The organism is Burkholderia sp. MSMB1589WGS, assembly GCF_001636105.1.
GTDB lineage: Bacteria > Pseudomonadota > Gammaproteobacteria > Burkholderiales > Burkholderiaceae > Burkholderia > Burkholderia humptydooensis.
In genome coordinates, this window is record NZ_LNJT01000008.1 from 1580094 (window position 1) to 1602878 (window position 22785).

Below are 22785 nucleotides of genomic sequence, written 5' to 3' on the forward strand. Positions count from 1 at the left end.
GACGCCGGATCATGGAGGAGACGCCATGTCGGACGTTCAAGCTGCGTCGCTCGCGGCGCGCATCGATCGCCTGCCCGCAACCGCGACGATCTGGAAGCTCGTCTGGGTGCTGAGCATCGGCGGCTTCTTCGAGGTGTACGACCTGTTCCAGATGACTTACCTGCCCGCCGGCATGATACGGGACGGCATTTTTCATGCGGGCGCGCGCGGCGCGTTCGGCATATCGGATCAGGGCGCGCTCGGCGCGGTGACGTTCGCCGGCCTGTTCGTCGGCGAGATGTTCGTGTCGCGGCTCGCCGACCGCTTCGGCCGCCGCGCGCTCTTCACGGGCTCGCTGCTGCTCTACACGGCCGCGAGCGTCGCGATGTGCGTGCAGTCGACCGCGCTCGGCGTGCTCGTATGCCGCTTCGTCGCGAGTTGCGGGGTCGGCGCGGAGCTGATCACGATCGGCGCGTTCCTGTCGGAGCTCGTGCCGAAAGCCGTGCGCGGCCGCGCGTTCGCCGTGTGCTTCGCGATCGGCTATCTCGCGATGCCGGTGCTCGCGTTCGTGTCGTGGCTATGGGTGCCGCACGCGCCGCTCGGCATCTCCGGCTGGCGCTGGGTCGTGCTGCTCGGCGGCAGCGGCGCGGCCGTCGTCTGGTGGCTGCAGTCGCGCTTGCCCGAGTCGCCGCGCTGGCTCGCGGAGCGCGGCCGCGCCGCGCAGGCCGATGCGATCCTGAGCCGGCTCGAAGCGTCCGTCGAGCGCGAGGCCGGCCGGCCGCTGTCGCCCGTCGACGTGCCGCGCCACGCGATTGCATCGTCGCGCCGCGCATCGATGTGGGACGCCGACAATCGCGGCCGCACGGCGATGCTGATCGTGTTCAACGCATTCCTGAGCATCGGCTTCTTCGGCTTCAGCCAATGGCTGCCGACGCTGCTCGCCGCGCAGGGCGCGTCGGTGACGAAGAGCCTCTGGTATGCGTTCGTGATCGCATTCGCGTATCCGGTCTCGCCGTTCGCCGCCGCCGTGCTTGCGGACCGGATCGAGCGCAAATGGCTGATCGTCGCGAGCGCGTTCGGCGTCGCGCTGTTCGGCACGGGTTTTGCGATGTCCGCGCATCCCGCCGCGGTAATCGCGTTCGGCGTGCTCGTCACGCTGTGCAACACGGTGCTTGCGAGCAATGCGACCGCATACCAGTCCGAGGTGTTCCCGACCGGGATCCGCAGCCGCGCGCTCGGCTTCGTCCATTCGATCGGGCGGCTCACCGGCATCGCGAGCAGCTTTCTCGTCGCGCTGCTGATCGAGCATGCCGGCGTGTCGTCGGTGTTCGTGCTGATCGGCGCGAGCATGGCGATCGTGATGCTGTCGATCGGCGCGTTCGGGCCGCGGACGAACAACCGCTCGCTCGAGGACATCGTCGGCCACGCGGACGGGCGCGCCGCGAGCGGCGAGCGCCGCGCGGCGTCGGGCGATGCGCGGCAGACGATCGGTTGATGCGCTGGCCCGGCTGGCGAATGGCTCCGTCGCACCTCGATGTGCAACACATCGGTGTGCGACACGGCACAACACAACACGGCACGGCGACGACGCCTCGCGAAGCGGGGCCGCGGTCCGTTCGTTGCGCGGCATCGCACCGGTTTCCTTCGGTGGGTTCGTCGATCGTCATGCACGAAAACGATGCATGAGCAGTGCGCGCAAACGCGAGACACAGCGATCGATAGATGAAGCGTTCGCGTAATGCCTGCGCACGCCTGTTTCGTTTTTGGCATGCGTTTCGGGATCGGAACGCCCCCTCATCACGCGCGTCCATGCCGCGCGTTCGTTGCCTGCATGCACTGCTGCAGCGCGCCAGCGCGGCCCGGAAAGCCTGTTCCGGAAACGCACTAAACCGCGCGCGGCGCTGGTCCGGCGCGGGGCGCGCATTCCCCGCATGAATGTGTGCATCGCAACAATCCATTTCAAATGGTGCGTGCGAATCGCTATCGTGAACGCCACGTTCAACTCCGATTGCGTCCGAAGCGGCGCCACGCGAAGCCACCATGAAGCTGGACCGAAGTGATACCCTGACCGATGCGCACGGCGGCGCGCCTGGCAAGAGCGGACTCTCGCTGCCGCGCACGCTCGTGCTGCCGATCGTGCTCGGCACGCTGCTCAACGCGCTGAATTCGTCGATGATCGCGGTCGCGCTCGTCGACATCCGGCGCGCGTTTTCCGGCGGCGGCGATGTCGACGTCATGTGGCTCGTGTCAGGGCTCTATCTCGCGACCGCGGTCGGGCAGCCGATGATGGGCCGGCTTGCGGACAGCTTCGGCGCGAAGCGGATCTTCCTCGCCGGGCTCGCGATCGTGCTGGCCGCCGCCGCGCTGGCGCCGTGGGCGCCGTCGCTTGGCTGGCTCGTCGCGGCGCGCGTGATGCTCGGGATCGGCACGTCGGCTGCGTACCCGGCCGGCATCGCGATGATCCGCACGTGGTCGCAGCGCCATGCGCAGGGCGCGACGCCGACGAGCAGCCTCGGCGCGATCTCGATCGCCGCGCAGGTGGCCGTCGCATTCGGCCCGCCGCTCGGCGGCCTGCTTGTGCAGTACGCCGGCTGGCGCGGCGTGTTCTGGGTCAACGTGCCGCTCGTCGTCGTCGCGTTCGTGCTCGGCATGAGGTGGCTGCCGGCCGACGCTCCGCGCGCGGGGCAACGCCGTGCGACGCTGCGCGAGCAGGACTGGCTCGGCGCCGCGCTGTTCGTTGCGACGCTCGCGAGCCTGCTGTCGTTCCTGCAAACCGCGTTCGATGCACCCGACTGGCTGCTGCTCGGCGCATGCATTGCGTTCGGCGCGCTGCTCGTCGGCCACGAGCGCCGCGTCGCCGAGCCGCTCGTCGACGTCCGGATGCTCGCCGGCAATCGCCCGCTCGTCGCGACGTATCTGCGCTGCATCGGCACGTACATGGTGTTTTACGCGATCTTCTATTCGCTGCCGATGTGGCTGCAGGACGTCAAGGGCCTTGCCGCGCGCGACGCCGGCCTCGTGATGCTGCCGATCTCGGCGTTCGGCACGATCACGACGCTCGTCGCGACGCGGCTCACGCATCGCCGCGGCTCGCGCCCGGTGCTGGTGTTCGGCTCCGCGATGCTGTGCGTCGGCTGCGGCGTGATGGCGCTGATGTCGGCCGACATGCCGGTATGGGTGATCGTCCCGCTGTCGATCGTGTTCGGGATTCCGAACGGATTCAACAATCTCGGCAACCAGGCGACGCTCTACCGGAGCGCGCCGGGCGAGCGGATCGGTGCGGCGGCGGGACTCTACCGGACCGCGCAGTACGTCGGCGGCGGCTTGTCGTTCGCGCTCGTGGGCATCGCGTTCGGCCATGCGGCGAGCGATCGCGGGCTGCACGCGCTCGCGCTCGCGCTGCTCGCCGTCAGCGCGCTGCTGCTGTTCAACGCGGCGTCGAGCCCGCACATCGACGCGGCCTCTCAACCCATTCCCCAACAGAAGTGAGACCGATTGACATGTCCATTCCTACGCTCAATCCGACCGTTGCCCTCGTGGCGATCGACCTGCAGAACGGCATCGTTTCGCTGCCCGTGGTGCCCCAATCGGGCGGCGACGTGGTTGCGAAGACGGCCGAGCTTGCGAGCGCGTTCCGTGCGCGCAAGCTGCCGGTGATCTTCGTGCACACGAGCTATCAGCCGGACGGCGCCGTCGCGCTGAAGGTGAAGACCGGCGTGCCGCCTTCGCCGCCGAACCTCGATCCCGAATGGAGTGCGTTCGCGCCGGCGCTCGGCGTGCAGCCGCTCGACGTCGTCGTCACGAAGCATCAGTGGGGCGCGTTCACGGGCACCGATCTCGACGTGCAGCTACGCCGCCGCGGGATCACCGACATCGTGCTGACCGGCATCGCGACGAACATCGGCGTCGAGTCGACCGCACGCCAGGCTTACGAAAACAACTACAACGTCGTCATCGTCAGCGACGCGGTCAGCACCTGGTCGACCGACGCGCAGACCTTCGCGCTCACGCAGATCTTCCCGAAGCTCGGGCAAGTCGCGACGGCGTCCGACGTCGAGGCGGCACTGGAGACGCAGCAGGCGCGCTGAAGCGGCCAGCCCGCGCAACGCGCATTCCCCAACGTTTGCCATCCATCGAGGACTAGTGATGATCACGACTGAAGCATGGGTGCTGTATGCCGGCCCCGAACAGACGAAGAAGCACGCGCCGGTGCCCGGCGAGCTGCGCCGGGAGACGTTCCAGTTCGCCGGTCTTGAGGATGACGAAGCGCTTGTCGAGCCGCTGTACGGCTCGTGGGAGGCGAATCTCGACCACGCGCTGTCGCGCAATCCGGTCGACATCTGCCGCCAGCGCGGCGAAGAGAAGATCGTGCTCGGCAACGGCGCGCTCGTGCGCGTCGTCGATCGCGGTCGCGGCGCGAAGCGCCCGGAGATCGGCGAGATCTGCATGGTGATGCCGTTCGGCAAGCGCGATCAAAACGGCTTCGCGGAGCTCGTCTACGCATACGACGCGCCGGGGACGATCGGCGTGATGGCGCGCCGCACGAAGATCCGCGCGGACAATCTCGTGCCCGTGCCGAAGGACAGCCGCCATTCGCTGCTGCAATGGGCGACCTACGGCCGCTACTTCACCGCGTGGGACAACTGGAAGGTCGCGTCGAAGTGCTGGCGCGCGCAACTGCCGGACGTCGATCCCGCCGACTATCTGGTGTTCGGCTGGGGCGGCGGCACGACGCTCGCGGAGCTGCAACTGGCGAAGCGCGAGGGCTTTCGCGTCGCGATGACGGCGAGCGGCGACAAGCGCCTTGCCGACATCGAGACGCTCGGCATCACGCCTGTCGACCGGCGCGGTTTCCCGCATCTCGCGTACGACGAGGAGCGCTACCGCGGCGATCCGGACTATCAGGCGAACTACCGCGCGTCGGAGAGCGCGTTCGCCGAGATCATCGGCGAGCTGAGCGGCGGACGCGGCGTCGCGATCTTCCTCGACAATCTGGGCGGCGCGCTCTATCGCGCGACGATGCGCGTGATCGGCCGCACCGGGATCGTCGCGACGGTCGGCTGGAAGACCGGCATGCGGCTCTGGAACCTGCGCGCGACCGAGTGCATCAATCGCCGGCTGCACATTCACACGCACGCGTGGCGATACGACGACAGCGAGGCGATTCGCGACTTCCAGGAATCGACGGACTGGGTCGGGCCGGAGCCGACCGAGATCTACGATTTCGACGACGTGCCGGCGCTCGCCTCCGACTACGTCAACGGGAAGATCAAGACGTATTTCCCGCTGTATCGGGTCAATCCCGTCTGACGGGACGGCGCCGTCCGGGGCGAAGCGCGCCGGACGACGATTAGTCATCCAAATGAACGGGCCGGATCGCGCGACGCGCTCCGGCCGACGAGCCGATTGGAGAACACGATGACGAACGTGGACATCGATGAGCGGCAAGCCGAGACGCGAACGCGCGCGCACGATGCGCCGCCGCTCGACGGCATCCGCGTGATCGACGCGGCGACGCTGTTCGCCGGCCCGCTCGCGGCGACGATGCTCGCCGATTACGGCGCCGACGTGATCAAGGTCGAGCATCCGGCGGGCGACCCCGCCCGCAAGTACGGCGCGCGGCGCGACGACGTGCCGCTCTGGTGGAAGGTGATCGCGCGCAACAAGCGCTCGGTGACGCTCAATCTCGGCCATGCCGACGGTCAGCGGCTGTTCCGCGAGCTCGCGGCGACGGCGGACGTCATCATCGAGAACTTCCGGCCCGGCACGCTCGAGCGCTGGGGGCTCGGCTACGATGTGCTGTCGGCGGTCAATCCGCGCCTCGTGCTCGTGCGCGTGACGGGCTTCGGGCAGTTCGGCCCGTATGCGAGCCGGCCGGGCTTCGGCACGCTCGCCGAGGCGATGAGCGGGCTCGCGTCGGTCACGGGCGAGGCGGGCGGCGCGCCGCTGTTGCCGTCGTTTCCGCTCGCCGACACGATCGCGGGCCTGAACGCCGCGTTCGCGACGCTCACGGCGCTCAAGGCGCGCGAGCGCACCGGGCGCGGCCAGGTCGTCGATCTCGCGATCATCGAGACGATGCTCGCCGCGCTCGGCGCGCAGATCGCGAGCTACGACCAGACGGGCGTCGTGCCGCCGCGCACCGGCAACCGCTCGTCGAACAATTCGCCGCGCGGCGTGTACCGGAGTTCGGACGGCAAGTGGGTTGCGCTGTCGACGTCCGCGCAGAGCATCGCGGAACGCGTGATGCGGCTCGTCGGACGCGCGGATCTCGTCGACGAGCCGTGGTTCGCGACGGGCGCGGGGCGCGCGCGCCACGCGGACGAGCTCGATGCGGCGGTGGGCGGCTGGATCGCGCAACGCACGCGCGATGAGGCGATCGCGGAGTTCGAGCGCGCCGAGGCCGCGATCGCGCCGATCTACGACGTGACCGACGTGCTGCGCGATCCGCAGTACGCGGCGCTCGGCTCGATCGTGACGGTGCGCGACGAGGAGCTCGGCGCGTTCCGCACGCACAACGTGCCGTTCAGGCTGTCCGACACGCCGGGCGCGATCCGCTGGGGCGGGCCGCGGCGCGGCGCGCACAACGACGAAGTGTTCGGCGCGCTCGGCATCGATGCCGGCGAACTCGCCGATTTGACCCAACGAGGCGCACTATGACGAGAAGCGCGAATCACCGCAGTTACCTGTACGTGCCGGCGCACAAGGCGGCTGTCGTCGACAAGGCCTATGCGAGCGACGCCGATGCGATCGTCCTCGACCTCGAGGACGCGGTGCCGGCCACCCACAAGGCCGCCGCGCGCGAGGCCGCGGCGAAGATTCTCGCGGCGGGGCCGGCGAAGCCGACCTACGTGCGGGTCAATCCGTATTCGAGCCCGTGGTGCCGCGACGACGTCGCGGCGATCGCGCTGCCCGCGCTGTCCGCGCTGCGCCTGCCGAAGTGCGACGAGCCGCGGGAGATCCGCGAAGTGGCCGCGTGGCTCGACGCACTCGGCAGCGCGGCCGGCATCCAGATCCTGATCGAATCCGCGTACGGCGTCGAAACCGCATATCAGCTCGCGACCGCTTCGCCGCGGCTCGAGCGGATCGGGCTCGGCGAGAGCGATCTGCGCGCGGATCTGCAGATCGGCGTCGACAACTTCACGCTCGAAGTGTGCCGCGCGCGTTGCGTCGTCGCGGCGCGTGCGGCGGGGCTCGCCGGGCCGATTCAGACCGTCTATCACACGCTGACCGATCTCGACGGGCTGCGCGAATCGACGCTGCGCGCGAAGTCGATGGGCTTTGTCGGCCGCTTCGCGATCCATCCGTCGCAGGTGCCGGTGATCAACGAGGTGTTCACGCCGTCCGCCGACGAGATCGAGGCGGCCGAGCGGATTCTCGACGCGGTCGAGGCGGCCGCCGGCGCGTCGTCCGCGTCGTCGGTGTTCGTGCTGCCCGACGGGCGCGTCGTCGCGCCGCCGCTGATCGCGAATGCGCGCGTCACGCTCGCGCTCGCGGGCAACCTGCGTTCGAACGGAGCCCTGTCATGAACGAAGCCGATCTGACCATCACACGGGCGGCCGCGCGCCGCGCCGCGCCCGTCGCCACGCCGCCCGCCGACGGCATCGTCGGCGCGCTCGGCCGCTTCGCGGCCGCGGTTCGCATCGACGGGCTCGATCGGCAACTGCGCGAAGAGGCCGCCGCGCGCGTGCTCGACCTGCTCGGCAACAGCCTGATCGCGCATCGCGAGTCCGTCGCGCAGGCGGTGCTGCGCGTCGCGCGCGGCTGGGCGGCACGCGGCCCGGCGGGCGTCGTCGGCGCGCGGGACAGGCTGCCTGCGGCGGGCGCCGCGCTCGTCAACGGCACGCTCGCGCACGCGATGGACTTCGACGATTCGCACATGCTGTCGGTGCTGCATCCGAGCGCGTCGGTGATTCCCGCGGCGCTCGCCGTCGCCGAGGCAACGAACGCTTCGGGCGCGGCGCTTCTCGACGCGATCACGGTCGGCACCGAGATCTGCATCCGGCTCGGCGTCGCCGCGTACAACGAGCGGCTCGGCAACTCGGTGTTCTTCGATCGCGGCCAGCACGCGACCTCGATCTGCGGCACGCTCGGCGCCGCGGCGGCCGCGGCGATGCTGTACGGGCTCGATGCGGCGGGGATCGCGTCGGCGCTCGGCATCGCCGCGAGCATGGGCGCCGGTCTGCTCGAAGCGAACCGCACGGGCGGCTCGGTCAAGCGCGTTCACTGCGGCTGGGCCGCGCACGCGGGCGTGAGCGCGGCGGAATTCGCGGCGGCGGGCGTCACCGCGCCGCCGACCGCGCTCGAAGGCCGGTTCGGCTTCTTCCATGCGTGGTGCGGCGATCTCGCCGATCCGAACGAAGTGTTGAGCCATCTCGGCGACGAATGGGAGACGAGCCAGATCATCTTCAAGCCGTATCCGTGCAACCACTTCACGCACCCGGGCATCGACGCCGCGCTGCAACTGAAGGCCGGAGGCTTGCACGCGGACGAAGTGGCGTCGATCGAGTTGAGCGTCGCGGGCCCGACGTTGCGCACGATCGGCGAGCCCGCCGAAATCAAGATGCGACCGCCGAACGGCTATGCGGCCGCGTTCTCGGGGCCGTACACGGTCGCGGCCGCACTGCTCGGCGGCGGCGGGCTCGGCGTCTGGTTCGACGACTTCGACGATGCGCACGTGCACGATCCCGCGCGGCGCGCGCTCGCCGCGAAGGTGCGCTGCGTCGCCGATCCGTGGTGCGATGCGCGCTTTCCGGCGGGGCTGCCGGCGGTGATGCGCGTGACGACCGTGAACGGGCATGCGCTCGAGGCGCGCATCGAATCGAGCAAGGGCACCAATGCGCGGCCGCTGACCGAGCAGGAGCTGACGGCGAAGTTCATGCTGGCCGCGGGCGCGACGCTCGGCATGCCGTTGGCGCTCGCGCTGCGCGATGCGGTGTCGGCGCTCGTCGACGGCGGGTCGCTCGCGCCGCTCGTGGAATTGACGACCGGCTCGGCCGGCGCGTCGTCGACCGATACGGGAGGCTCGCTTGACTGAACGAAGATGGAAACGGCGCCCGGCTGGGTCGAACTGGGGTGAATTTGGAGATGAGGACCAGAAGGGGCGGCTGAACTGGCTGACGGAGGGGAAGGTGCTGGAGGGGCTGTTGGAGGTGAAGGTGGGGAAGGTGTTCTCGCTGAGCCTGCCGCTGGACGTGCCGCGGGGTGGAGGGCTGAACGCGCGGCGGCAGCCGCCGCGGGTGATGGCGGCGCAACTGGGGGGGCGTCCGTACTTTGGGTATAGGGCGGACGAATCGGCGCGCAACGCGACGGACGTGGTGTGCGACGACGCGTTCTGCGTGCACTCGCAGTACTCGACGCAGTGGGATGCGCTGTCGCACGTGGGCGGGGTGTTCGACGCGGACGATGATGGGCATGCGGAGGTGGTGTTCTACAACGGCTACCGGTTGGGGGAGCACGTGGTGGTGCCGAAGGAAGGGGACAGCGAGGGCGGCGCGCATGCGCTGGGGATCGAGGTGATGGCGCAGACGGGGGTACAGGGACGCGGAGTGCTGATCGATCTGCGGCACCACTACGGAGACGGGCGGCGCAAGGTGGGCTACGACGCGCTGATGCGGGTGCTGGAGGCGGACCGTGTGGAGGTGGAGCGCGGGGACATGGTGTGCGTGCACACGGGGTTCGCGGAGAGGTTGCTGGGGGAGGAGGCGGGAGCGTTGACGGGGTGTTGCGTGCTGGACGGGGAGGACGGGCGGCTGCTGAAGTGGGTGGACGAGAGCGGGCTGTCGGTGCTGGCGGCGGACAATCACGCGGTGGAAGAGCGGCCCGGGGTGTTGAAGTCGCGGGAGGTCCCCGGCGCGCTGATGCCGTTGCATGAGCTGTGCCTGTTCAAGCTGGGGATTCACCTGGGCGAGCTGTGGAGGCTGACGCCGCTGGCGGAGTGGTTGCGTATGGAAGGGCGCAGCCGGTTTCTGCTGACGGCGCCGCCGCTGCACATTCGCGGGCTGGTCGGCTCTCCTGTCAATCCGGTCGCGACCGTCTGAATCGCGACGACCCGAGAGAGAACGCGCGGCGGCTTCGGCCGCCGCGCGTTTTTTTCGCGCGCCGCCGCTTGCGAATCCGGGACGCTTACAAAAATGACGATCCTTTCCGGCCCGTAACGGAAACCGTGCTCTTATTCTAATTGAGGCGAGGTATTTAAATAATTGGGCTATTCTTTTTCGTCGAATTACTAAATTCAATTTTTATTTGTATTTCGAAAATTCCGAAGGCTGATCATTTGGCGGCCAATTTCGGAAAAGGAATGGCGCAATCATGAATCTACGTTCGATTGACCTGAATCTGCTCGTCATACTGGATGCGCTGCTCGCGGAGCGGCAGGTGACCCGCGCCGGACAAAGGGTCGGCTTGACGCAGCCGGCCGTCAGCAACGCGCTCGGGCGGCTGCGCTACGTGTTCAAGGACGAGATCCTGGTGCGCACGCCGCTCGGCATGGAGCTGACGCCCCGGGCGAAAGCGCTCGCTTGCCCGATTCGTCAGATCTTGCAACAGATCGAAGAATTATTTGTTCCGGAAAATCAATTCGATTCATTTACGTCAGATCGCCGTTTTACGCTCCGAATGTCGGACCTGACCGAATTGCTGCTGTTGCCGCCGCTGCTGCGCAATATTCGGGGGACGGCTCCGCACATCCGGATGAACGTGATGCACCTGAATGCGGACAAGACCATCGAGGCGCTCGATTCCGGCCGGCTCGACATGGCGGTCTGCGCAGGGCTCGATCATCCGGGCTCGATTTCGTCGCACGTGCTGTTTCAGGACCGGCTCGTCTGCGTGCTGAGCCGCCGCCATCCGGATGCGAACAGGCCGCTCACGCTCGAGCGCTTCGCGGCGCTCGACTTTCTCAACGTATCGATCAATCCCGTCGACAGCAGCCTGATCGATACCATGCTCGCGGAGATGCGCTTCACGCGCCGCATCGCGTTCAACGTGCCGCACTGGCTCGTCGTGCCGAGCATGCTCGACGCGCTGCCGCTCGCCGTCATCATGTCCGAGCGGCACGCGCTGAGCCTCGGCGACTCGCGCCTCGCGATTCGCGAACTGCCGCTCGATCTCGAGCCGGTGACGTGGTCGCTGTACTGGCACCGGCGCTACGACAACAGCGTCGCGCACGATTGGCTGCGCAACTGCATCACGGATGTCGTCGACGCGATCCAGCAGCGCGGCGTGCTCGAAGAGGCGAGCGCGGTGGGTTGAGCGGCGCGGCGCTGCCGCCGCGCTCGCCTGTCGGCGCGACGGTGGCCGACGGGCGGCTCGTCGCGGCGGCGATCGGCAAGCGCCCCGGCCTGCTGCTCGCGCGCGACGGTCGTGCGCAATCTCGCGACGACGATCACGCTGACCGACGCGCAAGGCAGCGCGATCGCGGTCCAGACGCTGAACCGGCCGATCCTCGGCACGGTCGTCAATTGCGGCGTGCAGGCGCGCACGCCGACGAGCGCGCCGGCGCAGGACACGGTGTGCACGAACCATGACGACCTCGTGATGTATGACTCGCTGTACCTGCGCGGCGGCGCGTCGAACACACTCGTCGACGCGGGCTACCAGGGCGCGAGATACGAGCTCGCAGTCGATGCGAACGGCGCCGTCGTCGCCGGCCACGCGACGCTCGGCGCGGCGCCGCCGCCGAACGGCTACGTGCCGCAGGGGCTCGGCGCGAGCGCCGCGTGGCTGCAGGCGCACGCGACGCCGGGCACGCGCCTCGCGGTATCGCGCCGGCTGTCGGCCGACGGCGCGGATCTCGCGCTCGCGTCGGGCACGTCGCTCGTCGAGGCGGGGCCGACACTGTCCGTGCCGAATCTCGCGCAAAGCGCCGCGCAGGAAGGTTTCGCGCCGACGGTGGGCGGCGTCGAAGCGGGCGAAGGCGGCACAGCGAACGGCAACTGGTACACGGCTGGTACGTCGCGCGCAACGGGCGCACCGCGGTCGGCGTCGCGGCCGGCGGCACGATCCTGCTCGTCGAGATCGACGGCCGGCTGCCCGCGCTGAGCGTCGGCACGAGCATTCCGGAAACGGCGGCGGTGATGGCGTGGCTCGGCGCGATGTCGGCCGTCAATCTCGACGGTGGCGGATCGAGCAACATGGTGATCGGCGGGAAGGCGGTCGGACATCCGTCCGATGCGACGGGCGAGCGGGGCGCCGGCGACACGCTGATGCTGTTGCCGGGCTGACGAAGAAGCCGCGCGCGCATGGCCTGCGCGCACGGTGTGGCGCCATCAATGGCGCAGGTCGGTCCTCGCGCGCTTCGCGCTCGACGCGTCGTCCTGCGCTGCCTCGTCCGCGTCGCGGGGATCGTCGTCGCGCTCCGTCAGGAGCGCGTCGACGTCGGCCGCCGCAGCCGCCGCGCGCAGCGCCGCGCACCGCTGCGCGCGGCGGATGTCCGACAGCATCCGCCAAAGCCTCGTCGTCTTGCTTTTCATCGCACTCTCCCTGCCGATGTCGCCCGTGCCGGCGAATTGGTTTCAGTGTAGGACGCTTGCGGGCGAACCGTAGGGAGAATGTGGCGCGCAAGTTACATGTCGAGGGATTTCACTAGTGCGCGGCGGCGGCCTGCGCTCCGCGACGCTGCGCTTCGCAGCGGTGATGCTCGCGCGAGAGCCTGTTCATCAGCGGCAGCATCAGCAGGCCGATCGCCATGCCGGCCGCCGCGAGCCAGCCGAGGCCCGTGAACAGCTCGATGTAAAGCGGCAGCGACGCGGTTGCGGGCAGATCGTTCGACGGCATCTGCGCGAAGTTCGCGACGACGCTGCCGAGATATTGAGATACGCCCGTCGCGACGAAGTACGCGCCCATCATGAAGCCGCCCATCCGCGCCGGCACGTAGCGCGCGATCATCGCGAGGCCGAGGCCGCTCACGAGCAGCTCGCCGAGCGAGTAGAAGCCGTAGCCCGCGACCATGAACCACGACGACACGCGGCCGTCGACCGCGAAGTGCCCGCTGATCGCGAACGCGAGGTAGCCGAGCGCGACGACGCCGAAGCCGAGCGCGTATTTGCCGGCGACGGGCAGATCGCGGCCGCGCTTGCCGAGGCCGTTGTAGATCGCGACGAGCACGGGGCTCAGCAGCATGATCCAGATCGGGTTGAGCGCCTGGAACTGCGCGGGGCTCCACGTGAAGAGCGTCGTGCCGAACAGCATGAAGCGCGGATCGACGTTGCGCAGCGCGAACAGCGTGAGCGACGTCTGCATCTGCACGTAGAAGATGAAGAACAGAATCACCTGCGCGATCAGGAGCAGCGCGGCGATGAGGCCCGAGCGCTCGGAGCGGTTCGATTTCGCGATCATGTACGCGAAGATCGCGAGGATCGCGAACGCGGCAACCCACACGCTCGCGACCGCGAGCCGCTTGTGCCCGAGCACGTACATCGTCACGAGGCCGAGCGCGACGCCGCCCGCCGCGACCGCCGCGAGGCGGCGCCAGTGAACGGGTTGCGCATCGGGCTGCGAGCCGATGTGCGCGAGCGTGCGATGCATCAGCACGAAGTTGAGGATGCCGAGCGCCATCCCCGCGCAGCAGACGGCGAACGCGGCATGCCAGCCCCAGTGATCCTTGATCCACGGCGTGGCGAGCATCGACGCGGTGGAGCCGATGTTGACCGCCATGTAGTAGATCGTGAACGCGCTGTCGATGCGCGCGTCGTCGCCTTCGTAGATGCGGCGCACGAGATTCGCGGCATTTGACTTGAAGAGCCCGTTGCCGACGACGATCACGCCGAGCGATGCGTACATGAACGCGAGATGATCGTTCGGAATCGCAAGCATCAGGTAGCCTGCGCACAGCACGACGGCGCCGATGACCATCGAGCGGCGCGCGCCGAGCACCTTGTCGCCGATCCAGCCGCCGATCGACGGCGACGCGTAGACGAGCGCGGTGAACGCGCCCCAGGTGAGGTTCGCCTGGCCGTCGGTGAAGCCGAGCTTGTCGACCATGAACAGGACGAGCAGGGCCGCCATCCCGTAGTAGCCGAAACGCTCCCACATTTCGATCATGAAGACCGTCGTGAACGAGCGGGTCTGGGAGACGTGAGTATTCATTGTGCACCTCTGGATTGAACAGACGAAACGTCGCGCGCGACGGCGCGACGGATAGCGGGCGAGACGCCGGCCGTGGCGTGGCGGCGTGCGGGGCCCGGCGGATCGGCGCCTGCCCGTGGATTGCGCGGTGGAGGTGGCGAGGTGGCGAAGCATGCGCGTGCGGCGCGCTGGAAAGTGCAAGTGGTTGTCATGTCGTCAAGCGGGCAAGCGCCCGGGTCGGGGCGCAAGGCGAGGCGCGGCGCGCGGCGGATGGGCCGTGCGACGTCGCCGGTGAAAAACGGGCGGGCCGCGAGATCGTCGCGGCCAGCGAGGCGGCCGCGATTCGCGCGGCGTGTCTGTTCTTCGTCACTCAGGGTAATCCCCGAAAAAGAGGGCTGTCTTCTTTGCTGCTCATGGTCGTGGGCTGATTGAAAGCCGGTTGCCGTGATCTGTCGCAACACGCGCAAACCCGCGTGCAGCTTGCCTGTGAAGGCGGCGAGTCTGGCAAGATAGCGTGCCGTCCCGATCTTGCCGCCGCCGTTCGCTGTGTCCGCGTCAGGGCGGCGGCGTAGTTCGGGACGACGAAGAGTAAGTCATATCTATCAAACTTCGTTATTTTCCATCAAACATTTTTTGACGATCAGATTTCGGCCTGCTATGGTTCCTTCCACTGAAAACACGCGGCCAGCCAATGCGGGTGTGGCGCTCGGGAGCAAGATTCGGGCGTTGCGGCAGAGGCTGAAGCGCACGCTTGACGAAACAGCGACCGCCGCGGGTATTTCCAAGCCGTTTTTGTCGCAGGTCGAACGCGGGCTCGCGTCGCCGTCCATCACGTCGCTGGCCGGCATCGCGCACGCGCTGGGCGTTACGGTGCAGTACTTCGTCGAGACGCCGAGCGAAGAGCGTTCGGTCTGCCGCGGCGAACAGTTGCGCTTTTTCAGCTTCGCCGACTCGGCGAACCTGTTCGCGCGGCTGACGAACGTGCCGGAGGGGCGTCAGCTCGAGGCGATTCTCGTGCGGATGCCGCCGGGACAGAAGCGCTCCGAGGTTACGACGCATGCAGGCGAGGAATTCCTGTACGTGATCGAGGGTGAGGTGTCGTTGACGCTGGAAGGCAAGTCGTTCGCGCTGCATGCCGGCGACAGCGCGCACTACCAGTCGACGGTCCCGCATAGCTGGGTCAACACCGCGAAGATCGAATCGGTGGTGGTCTGGGTGGGAACGCCGAGATTGTTCTAGGGCGGGGCATTCCTTCATGTGCTGGATGGGGTGCCTGCCGAAAGGAACGTAAGGATGACTAACATGAAATACAGGCACCAGGGGCCCCCCGTTTCTCCGCAGCCCTAAGCGTTCTTCGCGCCGCGCACGGCCTCGTGCCGCGCGTGCCATTCCGCTACCCGCTACTGCTATCAATCGCACACGATGAAACACACGCATGCCTTCGCGGCCGTGCTGGCCGCGCTCGCCCTGACGACCGCGCAATCCGCTTCGGCCGTCACCGTTCCCTCGAATGTCGCTCTTGCCGATCAGCAGGACCTGACGCGGCAGGTGCCCGCCGAGGTCGAATCGCTCGATCCCGCACACATCGAATCGTGGACCGGCAACACGATCGGCCTCGATCTGTTCGAGGGGCTCGCGCGCATCGACGCGAGCGGGGCGGTGGTGCCGGGCGTCGCGCAAGCGTGGGAGCACAAGGCGCCGGATACGTGGATCTTCAAGCTGCGCCGCGACGCGAAGTGGAGCAACGGGCAGCCCGTGACGGCCGCGGATTTCGTGTATTCGTGGCAGCGTCTGGCCGATCCGAAGACGGGCTCGAAATACACGATCCTCGTCGAGTTCGTGAAGAACGCGTCGGCGATCATCGCGGGCAAGCAGCCGCCGGGCAATCTCGGTATTCGCGCGGTCGATCCGTACACGATCGAGGTGACGACCGAGGTGCCGGTGTCGTACTTCCCCGAGCTCACCGCGATGGCGCCGCTCGCGCCCGTCAACAAGGACACGGTCGCGAAGTTCGGCGATGCGTGGACGCGCCCGAAGAACATCGTGAGCAACGGCCCGTACACGCTCGTCGACTGGCAGCCGAACAACCGGATCGTGATGGCGAAGAGCGACAAGTACTGGAACGCGCGCAACGTCGTGGTCCGCAAGGTGACGTACCTGCCGATCGAGAACGACGAGACCGCGCTGCGGATGTACCAGGCGGGCCAGATCGACTATACGTATTCGATTCCCGCGGGCGGCTTCGGCCAGGTCAGCAAGCAGTTCGGCAAGGAGCTGCGGCCGGGGCTGCAGCTAGCGACGTATTACTACTACCTGAAGAACAGCGATCCGGCGCTGAAGGAAAAGCGCGTGCGCGAAGCGCTCGCGATGGTGCTCGATCGCGAGATTCTCACGTCGAAGATCACGCAGGCGGGCGAAGTGCCGATGTATGGGCTGATGCCGAAGGGCGTGAAGGGCGTGCAGCGGCCGTTCACGCCGGACTGGGCGTCGTGGCCGATGGCCAGGCGCATCGACTACGCGAAGAACCTGCTGAAGCAGGCGGGCTATAGCGACGCGAATCCGCTCACGTTCACGCTGACCTACAACACGAACGATCTGCACAAGAAGGTCGCGCTGTTCGCGGCGTCCGAATGGCGCACGAAGCTCGGCGTGACGGCGAAGCTCGAGAACGTCGAGTTCAAGGTGCTGATGAAGCAGCGCCACGACGGCAAGGTGCAGGTCGCGCGCGACGGCTGGTTCGCCGACTACAACGACGCGATGACGTTCTTCGACCTGATCCGCTGCGGCAGCTCGCAGAACACGGTCGGCTACTGCAACCCGAAGGTCGATGCGATCGTCGCCGAGGCGAACCAGAAGCTCGACGACGGCGCGCGCGCGGCGTTGCTCACGCAGGCGCACGATCTCGCGATGAACGACTATCCGATGGTGCCGCTCTTCCAGTATTCGGCGGACCGCCTCGTGAAGTCGTACGTCGGCGGCTACACGCTGACGAACTACATCGACATGCGCGCCTCGCAGGACATGTACCTGACCAAGCACTGACTGGAGCGGAGCCGATCATGCTGGCCTACGCATTGCGACGCACGCTGTGGGCGGTGCCGACGATCCTCGCCGTCGTCACCGTCTGTTACCTGCTGCTGCATTTCACGCCCGGCGGGCCGTTCGACAGTGAGAAGCAGCTCTCCGCCGCGACGCTCGCGAACCTGAACGCGAAGTACCACCTCGACGAGCCGCTGTGGAAGCAGTACCTGCTGTATCTCGGCTCGCTGCTGCACGGCGATCTCGGCCCTTCGTTCCGTTATACGGACTGGTCCGTCAACGATCTGGTGCGCAAGGCGTTTCCGGTGAGCCTCGGCGTCGGCGGCGTGTCGATTCCGCTGTCGATCGCGCTCGGCGTGCTGCTCGGCACGATCGCCGCGGTGCGGCGCGACAGTTTCGTCGATCGCTTCGTGATGCTGATCGGCAACTTCGGCAACGTGATTCCGCCGTTCGTGCTCGGCCCGGTGCTCGTGCTGATCTTCGCGATCGCGCTGAAGACGTCCGAGGGCGCCGGCTGGCTGCCCGCCGGCGGCTGGGGCGACGGCGGCTGGCGCTACCGCGTGCTGCCCGTCACGCTGCTCACGCTGATCAACGTATCGCTGCTCGCGCGCGTGATGCGCGGCTCGATGATCGAGACGCTGTCGAGCAACTACATCCGCACCGCGCGCGCGAAGGGGCTGCCTGGTCACACGATCGTGCTGCGCCACGCGCTCAAGCCCGCGCTGATGCCCGTCGTGTCGCTGTTCGGCACGGTCTGCATCTCGTCCATCACCGCGGCCGTCGTGACGGAATCGGTGTTCGCGCTGCCGGGCCTGGGCCAGCTCGTCGTCAACGGCGCGATCAATCGCGACTACACGCTCGTGCTCGGCCTCGTCGTGCTGACGACCGTCTGCGCGGTGCTGTTCAACCTGCTGGTCGACCTCGCGTACGCGTGGCTCGATCCGCGCATCCGCTATTGAGAGGGCGACGCGATGACGCCTGTTACCTCTTCGATCGAGCTGCCGGAGCCGGCCGCCGCGCCGCCGCGCTCGCGCACGCCGCTCGAGCTCGCCGCGCGCCGCTTCGTGCGCAACCGCGCGGCGCTCGCGAGCCTCGCGGTGCTCGTGCTGATCGCGCTCGCGTGCTTCGCCGGCCCGCTGCTGTTGCCCAACGATCCGGCCGCGAGCGACTGGTCGTCGATCAGTCTCGCGCCGACCACCGCGAACGCGCATTGGTTCGGCACCGACGAGCTCGGCCGCGATCTGCTCGTGCGCACGCTGATCGGCGGGCGCGTGTCGCTTGAGGTCGGCCTGCTCGGTACGTTCGTGTCGGGCCTCTTCGGCGTCGCGTGGGGCGCGGTCGCGGGCTTTGCCGGCGGCCGTGTCGACGCGGCGATGATGCGGGTCGTCGACATGATGTATGCGATTCCGTATCTGCTGATCGCGATCCTGATGATGACGCTGTTCGGCCGCTCGTTCATCCTCGTCGTGCTGACGATCAGCGCGTTCTCGTGGCTCGACATGGCGCGCGTCGTTCGCGGCCAGACGCTTTCGCTGCGCACGCGCGAGTTCGTCGACGCGGCGCGCGCGATCGGCGTCGCGCCGGCCGCGATCGTGCGGCGCCACATCGTGCCGAATCTGCTCGGCGTCGTGGTGGTCTACGCGACCGTCAGCGTGCCGGCGATCGTGCTGACCGAATCGGTGCTGTCGTTTCTCGGGCTCGGCGTGCAGGAGCCGATGACGAGCTGGGGCGTGCTGATCCAGGACGGCGCGCAGAAGCTCGAGGCGATGCCGTGGCTGCTGCTCGCGCCCGCCGTGATGCTGTGCGTGACGCTCTATTGCGTGAACTTCGTCGGCGATGGCTTGCGCGACGCACTCGATCCGAAGGACCGCTGAGATGGCGCTGCTCGAAGTCAAGAATCTCGGCGTGCGCTTCACGCGCAGGGAAGGCGAGCCGATCGACGCTGTGTCGGGCGTGTCGTTCTCGCTCGAAGCGGGCAGAACGCTCGGCATCGTCGGTGAATCGGGCTCCGGCAAGAGCCAGACGGTGATGGCGCTGCTCGGCCTGCTCGCGGGAAACGGGGCGACGTCCGGCGAGGCGCTGTTCGACGGCGAGAACCTGCTGCGGATGAGCATGCGGCAGTTGAACGAGGTGCGCGGCAACCGGATCGGGATGATCTTCCAGGACCCGATGACGTCGCTCAATCCGTTCCTGACGATCGAGCGGCAGATGACCGAGAGCCTGCAGCTCCATCGGAAGATGTCGCGCAAGGACGCGGTCAGGCGTGCGATCGAGGCGCTCGAATCGGTCAGGATTCCTGACGCCGCGCGCCGGGTCCGGATGTATCCGCACGAGTTCTCGGGCGGCATGCGGCAGCGCGTGATGATCGCGATGGCGCTGCTGCTCGAGCCGGAGGTCCTGATCGCCGACGAGCCGACGACCGCGCTCGACGTCACCGTGCAGGCGCAGATCATCGAGCTGCTGCGCGAGTTGAACCGCGAGCGCGGCACGTCGATCGTGCTGATCACGCACGACATGGGCGTCGTCGCGGGGCTCGCCGACGACGTGATGGTGATGTACGCGGGCCGCACGGTCGAATACGCGAGCGCCGACGCGATCTTCTCCGCGCCGTCGCACCCGTACACGATCGGCCTGCTGAACGCGCTGCCGCGCCTCGACGCGCCCGACGACGTGCCGCTCGTCGCGATTCCCGGCAATCCGCCGCTGCCCGGCCAGGGGCTGCTCGGCTGCGCGTTCGCGAAGCGCTGTTCTCACGCATCGGATCGATGCGGCGCCGAGCGCCCCGATCTGATCCCCTATTCGGACGCGGGCGCCGTGCGCGCGTGTCATCGACCCATTGCGGAAATCACGGGAGGGCTGCGATGAGCGCCGCGACCGATCTCATTTCTTCCACTTCGTCATTCGTATCGGCATCGCCGGGCGCGCCGGGCGCAGGCGTTGCCTCCGGCGTCGAGGCGCGAAGCGTCGATGCGTCATCGCGCATCGATGCGCTGCTGTCGGTGCGCGATCTCAAGGTGTATTTCCGCGTGCCGCTCGGCGGCTATCCGTGGTCGCCGAAGGGCACGCTGCGCGCGGTAGACGGCGTGTCGTTCGACGTGAAGCGCGGCGAGACCGTCGGGCTCGTCGGCGAATCGGGCTGCGGCAAGTCGACGCTCGCGCGCGCGCTGATCGGCCTCGCGCCGGTGACGGCGGGCACCGTGCAGTGGCGCGGCGCGCCGATCGTGAGCGGCGTGCGCCGCGACGCGCGCAAGATCCGCCGCGAAATGCAGATGATCTTTCAGGATCCGCTCGCGTCGCTCGATCCGCGCATGACGATCGAGCAGGTCGTCGCCGAGCCGCTCGTCACGCATCAGCCGGGCATCGGCCGCGACGAAGTGCGCCGCCGCGTGTTGACGATGCTCGAGCGCGTCGGCTTGAACGCCCACCACCTGCTTCGTTATCCGCACGAATTTTCCGGCGGGCAGTGCCAGCGCGTAGGCATCGCGCGCGCGTTGATCGGCGAGCCGCATCTCGTGATCTGCGACGAGCCCGTGTCCGCGCTCGACGTGTCGATTCAGGCGCAGATCGTCAATCTGCTGCGCGATCTGCAGCGCGAGCTTTCGCTGTCCTACCTGTTCGTCGCGCACGATCTCGCCGTCGTCAAGGCGATCAGCCAGCGCGTGCTCGTGATGTATCTCGGCCGCGTGATGGAGTTCGGCACGCGCCGCGACGTGTACGGCGCGCCGCAGCATCCGTACACGCGCGCGCTGCTCGCCGCCGCGCCGACGCCGGAGCCCGCGCGCGAGCGCGCGCGGCGCCCGTTGTTGCTCGCAAGCGAGATGCCTTCGCCGCTCGATCCGCCGTCGGGCTGCGCTTTTCGCACGCGCTGCCCGGACGCGATCGATGCGTGCGCGCGCGAGGTGCCGCAGCCCGAAGTGCGTGGGGCGACGGCCGCGCGCGTCGCGTGCATCCGGGCGGGCACGGGCGGCGCGCCGGACTGAGCAGGACCGACAAAGACACAACAAGCCAACAGGGGTGTGGACGGCGCGAAATATTTTCGCGCCGTGGGAAGGCGCGTCGTCACGGCGGCGCGTCGGGGTATCGCCGGCCGCGATGCGCGGCCGGCGAGTGGGTAGTCAACATAAAAAGAGAAGCGCAATGACACAACATCGATCGATGAAGAGGGTCGCGCGGGCAGTCGTGCTCGCGTGGGGACTGCCGATGCTCACCGGCGTGTCGATTTCGGGCGCCGCGCGCGCGGACGATGCGGCGCCTGCCGCGCCGGCTCAGGCGCCATCCGCCGCGACGCTCGCGCAGCAGGCGACGACGCCGAACGCCATCATCAACGCCGACGCCACGCAGGCGGTCATGCCGCCGGAGCCGGTGTCGAGCCAGGCGAAATCGAACGGCTTCATTGCCGACAGCCATTTCGACGTGCTGTTGCGCAACTACGCGGACGTGCTCGATTCGAAGGGCGGACCGCATCGCCATGCCTGGATTCAGGGCGTGATGGCGAACTTCGAGTCCGGCTACACGGGCGGGCTGATCGGCTTCGGCGTGGATGCGTCGATCTATGCGGCGCTGAAGCTCGATGGCGGCGCGGGCGGCGGCAACATGGTGCACATCGCGAAGGGCGGCGGCGGCTCGAACCAGCTCGCGTGGGCGTTTCCCGGCATCTATGACGTGAAGGCGCGCATCTCGAACACGGTGATCAAGTACGGTCTGCAGGCGGTCGACAATCCGTTCATGGAGCAGCACGACAACCGCGCGCTGCCGCCGACGTTCCTCGGCGCGACGATCGTCAGCAACGAATTCAAGAACGTGATGCTCGAAGCGGGCAGCTTCACGAAGACCAACGCGCGCGGTCATACGACGCTGACGAACCTGACGACGCAATACGGCGGCACGCGCGTCGATCGCTTCACGTACGTTGGCGGCACGTGGGATTATTCGTCGACGGGCTCGGCGTCGTTCTACGCGGGCCAGGCCGACGACGTCTGGCGCCAGTACTACGGTTCGGTCAAGCAGAGCTACGGTTCGCCGCAGGCGATCAAGTGGACGGGCTTCGGCAACTTCTATTCGACGCACGATACGGGCGACGCGCGCCAGGGCAAGATCGACAACAACGCATACAGCCTGTCGCTCGCCGCGCAGCACGGCCCGCACGAACTGCTGCTCGGCTATCAGCAGGTGCTCGGCGACCAGTTCTTCGATTACCTGAATGAAACGAACGGCATCTTCCTCGTCGATTCGATGGACGTCGACTACAACGCGCCGCACGAAAAATCGCTGCAACTGCGCTACACGTTCTACGGCAAGGAGGCGGGGCTGCCCGGCTTCAAGGCGATGGTGTGGGGCGTGACGGGCTGGGGCGCGGACGGCTCCGCGAGCGCGGCGCTCGATCCGACGCGCTCGAGCATCTACTGGAAGGACGGCGCGCCGGTGCAGGGCCGTCACCACGAGTTCGGCTTCATTCCGTCGTACACGATCCAGAGCGGCAAGCTCAAGGATACGAAGATCACGTTCATCGCGATGTGGCACGTCGGCTCGGCGCACTACTCGGACAGCACCAATCAGGAATACCGGCTGGTCGTGAACGTCCCCGTGAAGGTGTTCTGAGGATGCCGAAGCGAATCGGGCGGCGGCGAGGATTCGGCTGCCGCCGTCCGGCGTCGGTGTTGCTGCGCGCGCGCGGCGTTCGCGTTCGCGCGCGGGCGCGCCGCC

19 protein-coding genes and 3 pseudogenes are annotated in these 22785 nt (G+C 68.0%); 18 read left to right on the plus strand and 4 right to left on the minus strand.

Annotation, left to right across the window (positions count from 1 at the left end; genetic code table 11):
• The first annotated feature begins 25 nt into the window (after positions 1 to 25).
• A complete protein-coding gene (locus WT16_RS24665; protein WP_006029852.1) occupies positions 26 to 1474 on the plus strand; it encodes an MFS transporter in 1449 nt (482 codons plus the stop codon).
• 168 nt (positions 1475 to 1642) lie between these two features.
• Here WT16_RS24665 and WT16_RS33945 read toward each other — a convergent pair whose 3' ends face one another.
• Positions 1643 to 1975, minus strand: coding sequence for a hypothetical protein (locus WT16_RS33945; protein WP_197486537.1), 333 nt, complete (start codon positions 1973 to 1975; stop codon positions 1643 to 1645).
• Positions 1976 to 2019: 44 nt separating this feature from the next.
• Between WT16_RS33945 and WT16_RS24670 the strand changes: the two genes are divergently transcribed.
• From WT16_RS24670 to WT16_RS24710, 9 genes and pseudogenes are all read left to right on the plus strand, one after another.
• Positions 2020 to 3468 carry an MFS transporter gene (locus tag WT16_RS24670; RefSeq protein WP_063534440.1) on the plus strand — a complete coding sequence of 483 codons (1449 nt, stop codon included), beginning with the start codon at positions 2020 to 2022 and terminating at the stop codon, positions 3466 to 3468.
• Between the two features lie 11 nt (positions 3469 to 3479).
• On the plus strand, positions 3480 to 4067 hold the full coding sequence (locus tag WT16_RS24675; protein WP_009915991.1) for an isochorismatase family protein: 588 nt from the start codon (positions 3480 to 3482) through the stop codon (positions 4065 to 4067).
• A gap of 58 nt (positions 4068 to 4125) precedes the next feature.
• On the plus strand, positions 4126 to 5289 hold the full coding sequence (locus WT16_RS24680; RefSeq protein ID WP_063534441.1) for a zinc-binding dehydrogenase: 1164 nt from the start codon (positions 4126 to 4128) through the stop codon (positions 5287 to 5289).
• 96 nt (positions 5290 to 5385) lie between these two features.
• The gene (locus tag WT16_RS24685) at positions 5386 to 6636 is read left to right on the plus strand and encodes a CoA transferase (protein ID WP_041861981.1); all 1251 of its coding nucleotides are present in this window, start codon (positions 5386 to 5388) and stop codon (positions 6634 to 6636) included.
• A complete protein-coding gene (locus WT16_RS24690; protein WP_063534442.1) occupies positions 6633 to 7505 on the plus strand; it encodes a CoA ester lyase in 873 nt (290 codons plus the stop codon). Before WT16_RS24685 ends, WT16_RS24690 begins: the two co-directional genes overlap by 4 nt.
• Positions 7502 to 9013 (plus strand): MmgE/PrpD family protein, encoded by a 1512-nt coding sequence (locus WT16_RS24695; protein WP_063534443.1) that lies wholly within the window; start codon positions 7502 to 7504, stop codon positions 9011 to 9013. Before WT16_RS24690 ends, WT16_RS24695 begins: the two co-directional genes overlap by 4 nt.
• Positions 9006 to 10016 (plus strand): cyclase family protein, encoded by a 1011-nt coding sequence (locus WT16_RS24700; RefSeq protein ID WP_045554703.1) that lies wholly within the window; start codon positions 9006 to 9008, stop codon positions 10014 to 10016. Before WT16_RS24695 ends, WT16_RS24700 begins: the two co-directional genes overlap by 8 nt.
• 271 nt (positions 10017 to 10287) lie before the next feature.
• Positions 10288 to 11229: a LysR family transcriptional regulator gene (locus WT16_RS24705; protein WP_059933438.1), complete on the plus strand. Its 942-nt coding sequence runs from the start codon at positions 10288 to 10290 to the stop codon at positions 11227 to 11229.
• A 2-nt stretch (positions 11230 to 11231) separates the two neighbouring features.
• Positions 11232 to 12200, plus strand: a pseudogene (locus WT16_RS24710) (phosphodiester glycosidase family protein); the annotation flags it as partial.
• Positions 12201 to 12245: 45 nt separating this feature from the next.
• Here WT16_RS24710 and WT16_RS24715 read toward each other — a convergent pair.
• The 3 genes and pseudogenes from WT16_RS24715 to WT16_RS35705 all read right to left on the minus strand — a co-directional run bounded on the left by WT16_RS24715 (position 12246) and on the right by WT16_RS35705 (position 14504).
• The gene (locus WT16_RS24715) at positions 12246 to 12449 is read right to left on the minus strand and encodes a hypothetical protein (protein WP_015602633.1); all 204 of its coding nucleotides are present in this window, start codon (positions 12447 to 12449) and stop codon (positions 12246 to 12248) included.
• Positions 12450 to 12561: 112 nt separating this feature from the next.
• Positions 12562 to 14064 (minus strand): oligopeptide:H+ symporter, encoded by a 1503-nt coding sequence (locus WT16_RS24720; RefSeq protein WP_063534444.1) that lies wholly within the window; start codon positions 14062 to 14064, stop codon positions 12562 to 12564.
• Between the two features lie 187 nt (positions 14065 to 14251).
• A pseudogene (locus WT16_RS35705) lies at positions 14252 to 14504 on the minus strand (hypothetical protein).
• Between WT16_RS35705 and WT16_RS35710 the strand changes: the two are divergent.
• The 8 genes and pseudogenes from WT16_RS35710 (at position 14472) to WT16_RS24755 (ending at position 22680) form a co-directional block, all read left to right on the plus strand.
• A pseudogene (locus tag WT16_RS35710) lies at positions 14472 to 14717 on the plus strand (hypothetical protein). The pseudogenes WT16_RS35705 and WT16_RS35710 sit on opposite strands and share 33 nt — an antisense overlap.
• Positions 14701 to 15282, plus strand: a complete 582-nt coding sequence (locus WT16_RS24725) for a cupin domain-containing protein (protein ID WP_015602757.1) — start codon at positions 14701 to 14703, stop codon at positions 15280 to 15282. Before WT16_RS35710 ends, WT16_RS24725 begins: the two are co-directional and overlap by 17 nt.
• 183 nt (positions 15283 to 15465) lie before the next feature.
• A complete protein-coding gene (locus WT16_RS24730; RefSeq protein ID WP_063534445.1) occupies positions 15466 to 17085 on the plus strand; it encodes a peptide ABC transporter substrate-binding protein in 1620 nt (539 codons plus the stop codon).
• 17 nt (positions 17086 to 17102) lie between these two features.
• A complete protein-coding gene (locus tag WT16_RS24735) occupies positions 17103 to 18041 on the plus strand; it encodes an ABC transporter permease subunit (RefSeq protein ID WP_015603158.1) in 939 nt (312 codons plus the stop codon).
• Between the two features lie 12 nt (positions 18042 to 18053).
• Positions 18054 to 18956 (plus strand): ABC transporter permease subunit, encoded by a 903-nt coding sequence (locus tag WT16_RS24740; protein ID WP_006029129.1) that lies wholly within the window; start codon positions 18054 to 18056, stop codon positions 18954 to 18956.
• 1 nt (position 18957) lies between these two features.
• Entirely contained in the window at positions 18958 to 19947 is a 990-nt protein-coding gene (locus WT16_RS24745) for an ABC transporter ATP-binding protein (protein WP_015603193.1), read from the plus strand.
• A complete protein-coding gene (locus WT16_RS24750) occupies positions 19944 to 21062 on the plus strand; it encodes an oligopeptide/dipeptide ABC transporter ATP-binding protein (protein ID WP_063534446.1) in 1119 nt (372 codons plus the stop codon). Before WT16_RS24745 ends, WT16_RS24750 begins: the two co-directional genes overlap by 4 nt.
• A 157-nt stretch (positions 21063 to 21219) precedes the next feature.
• A complete protein-coding gene (locus WT16_RS24755; protein WP_063534447.1) occupies positions 21220 to 22680 on the plus strand; it encodes an OprD family porin in 1461 nt (486 codons plus the stop codon).
• Positions 22681 to 22785: the final 105 nt, after the last annotated feature.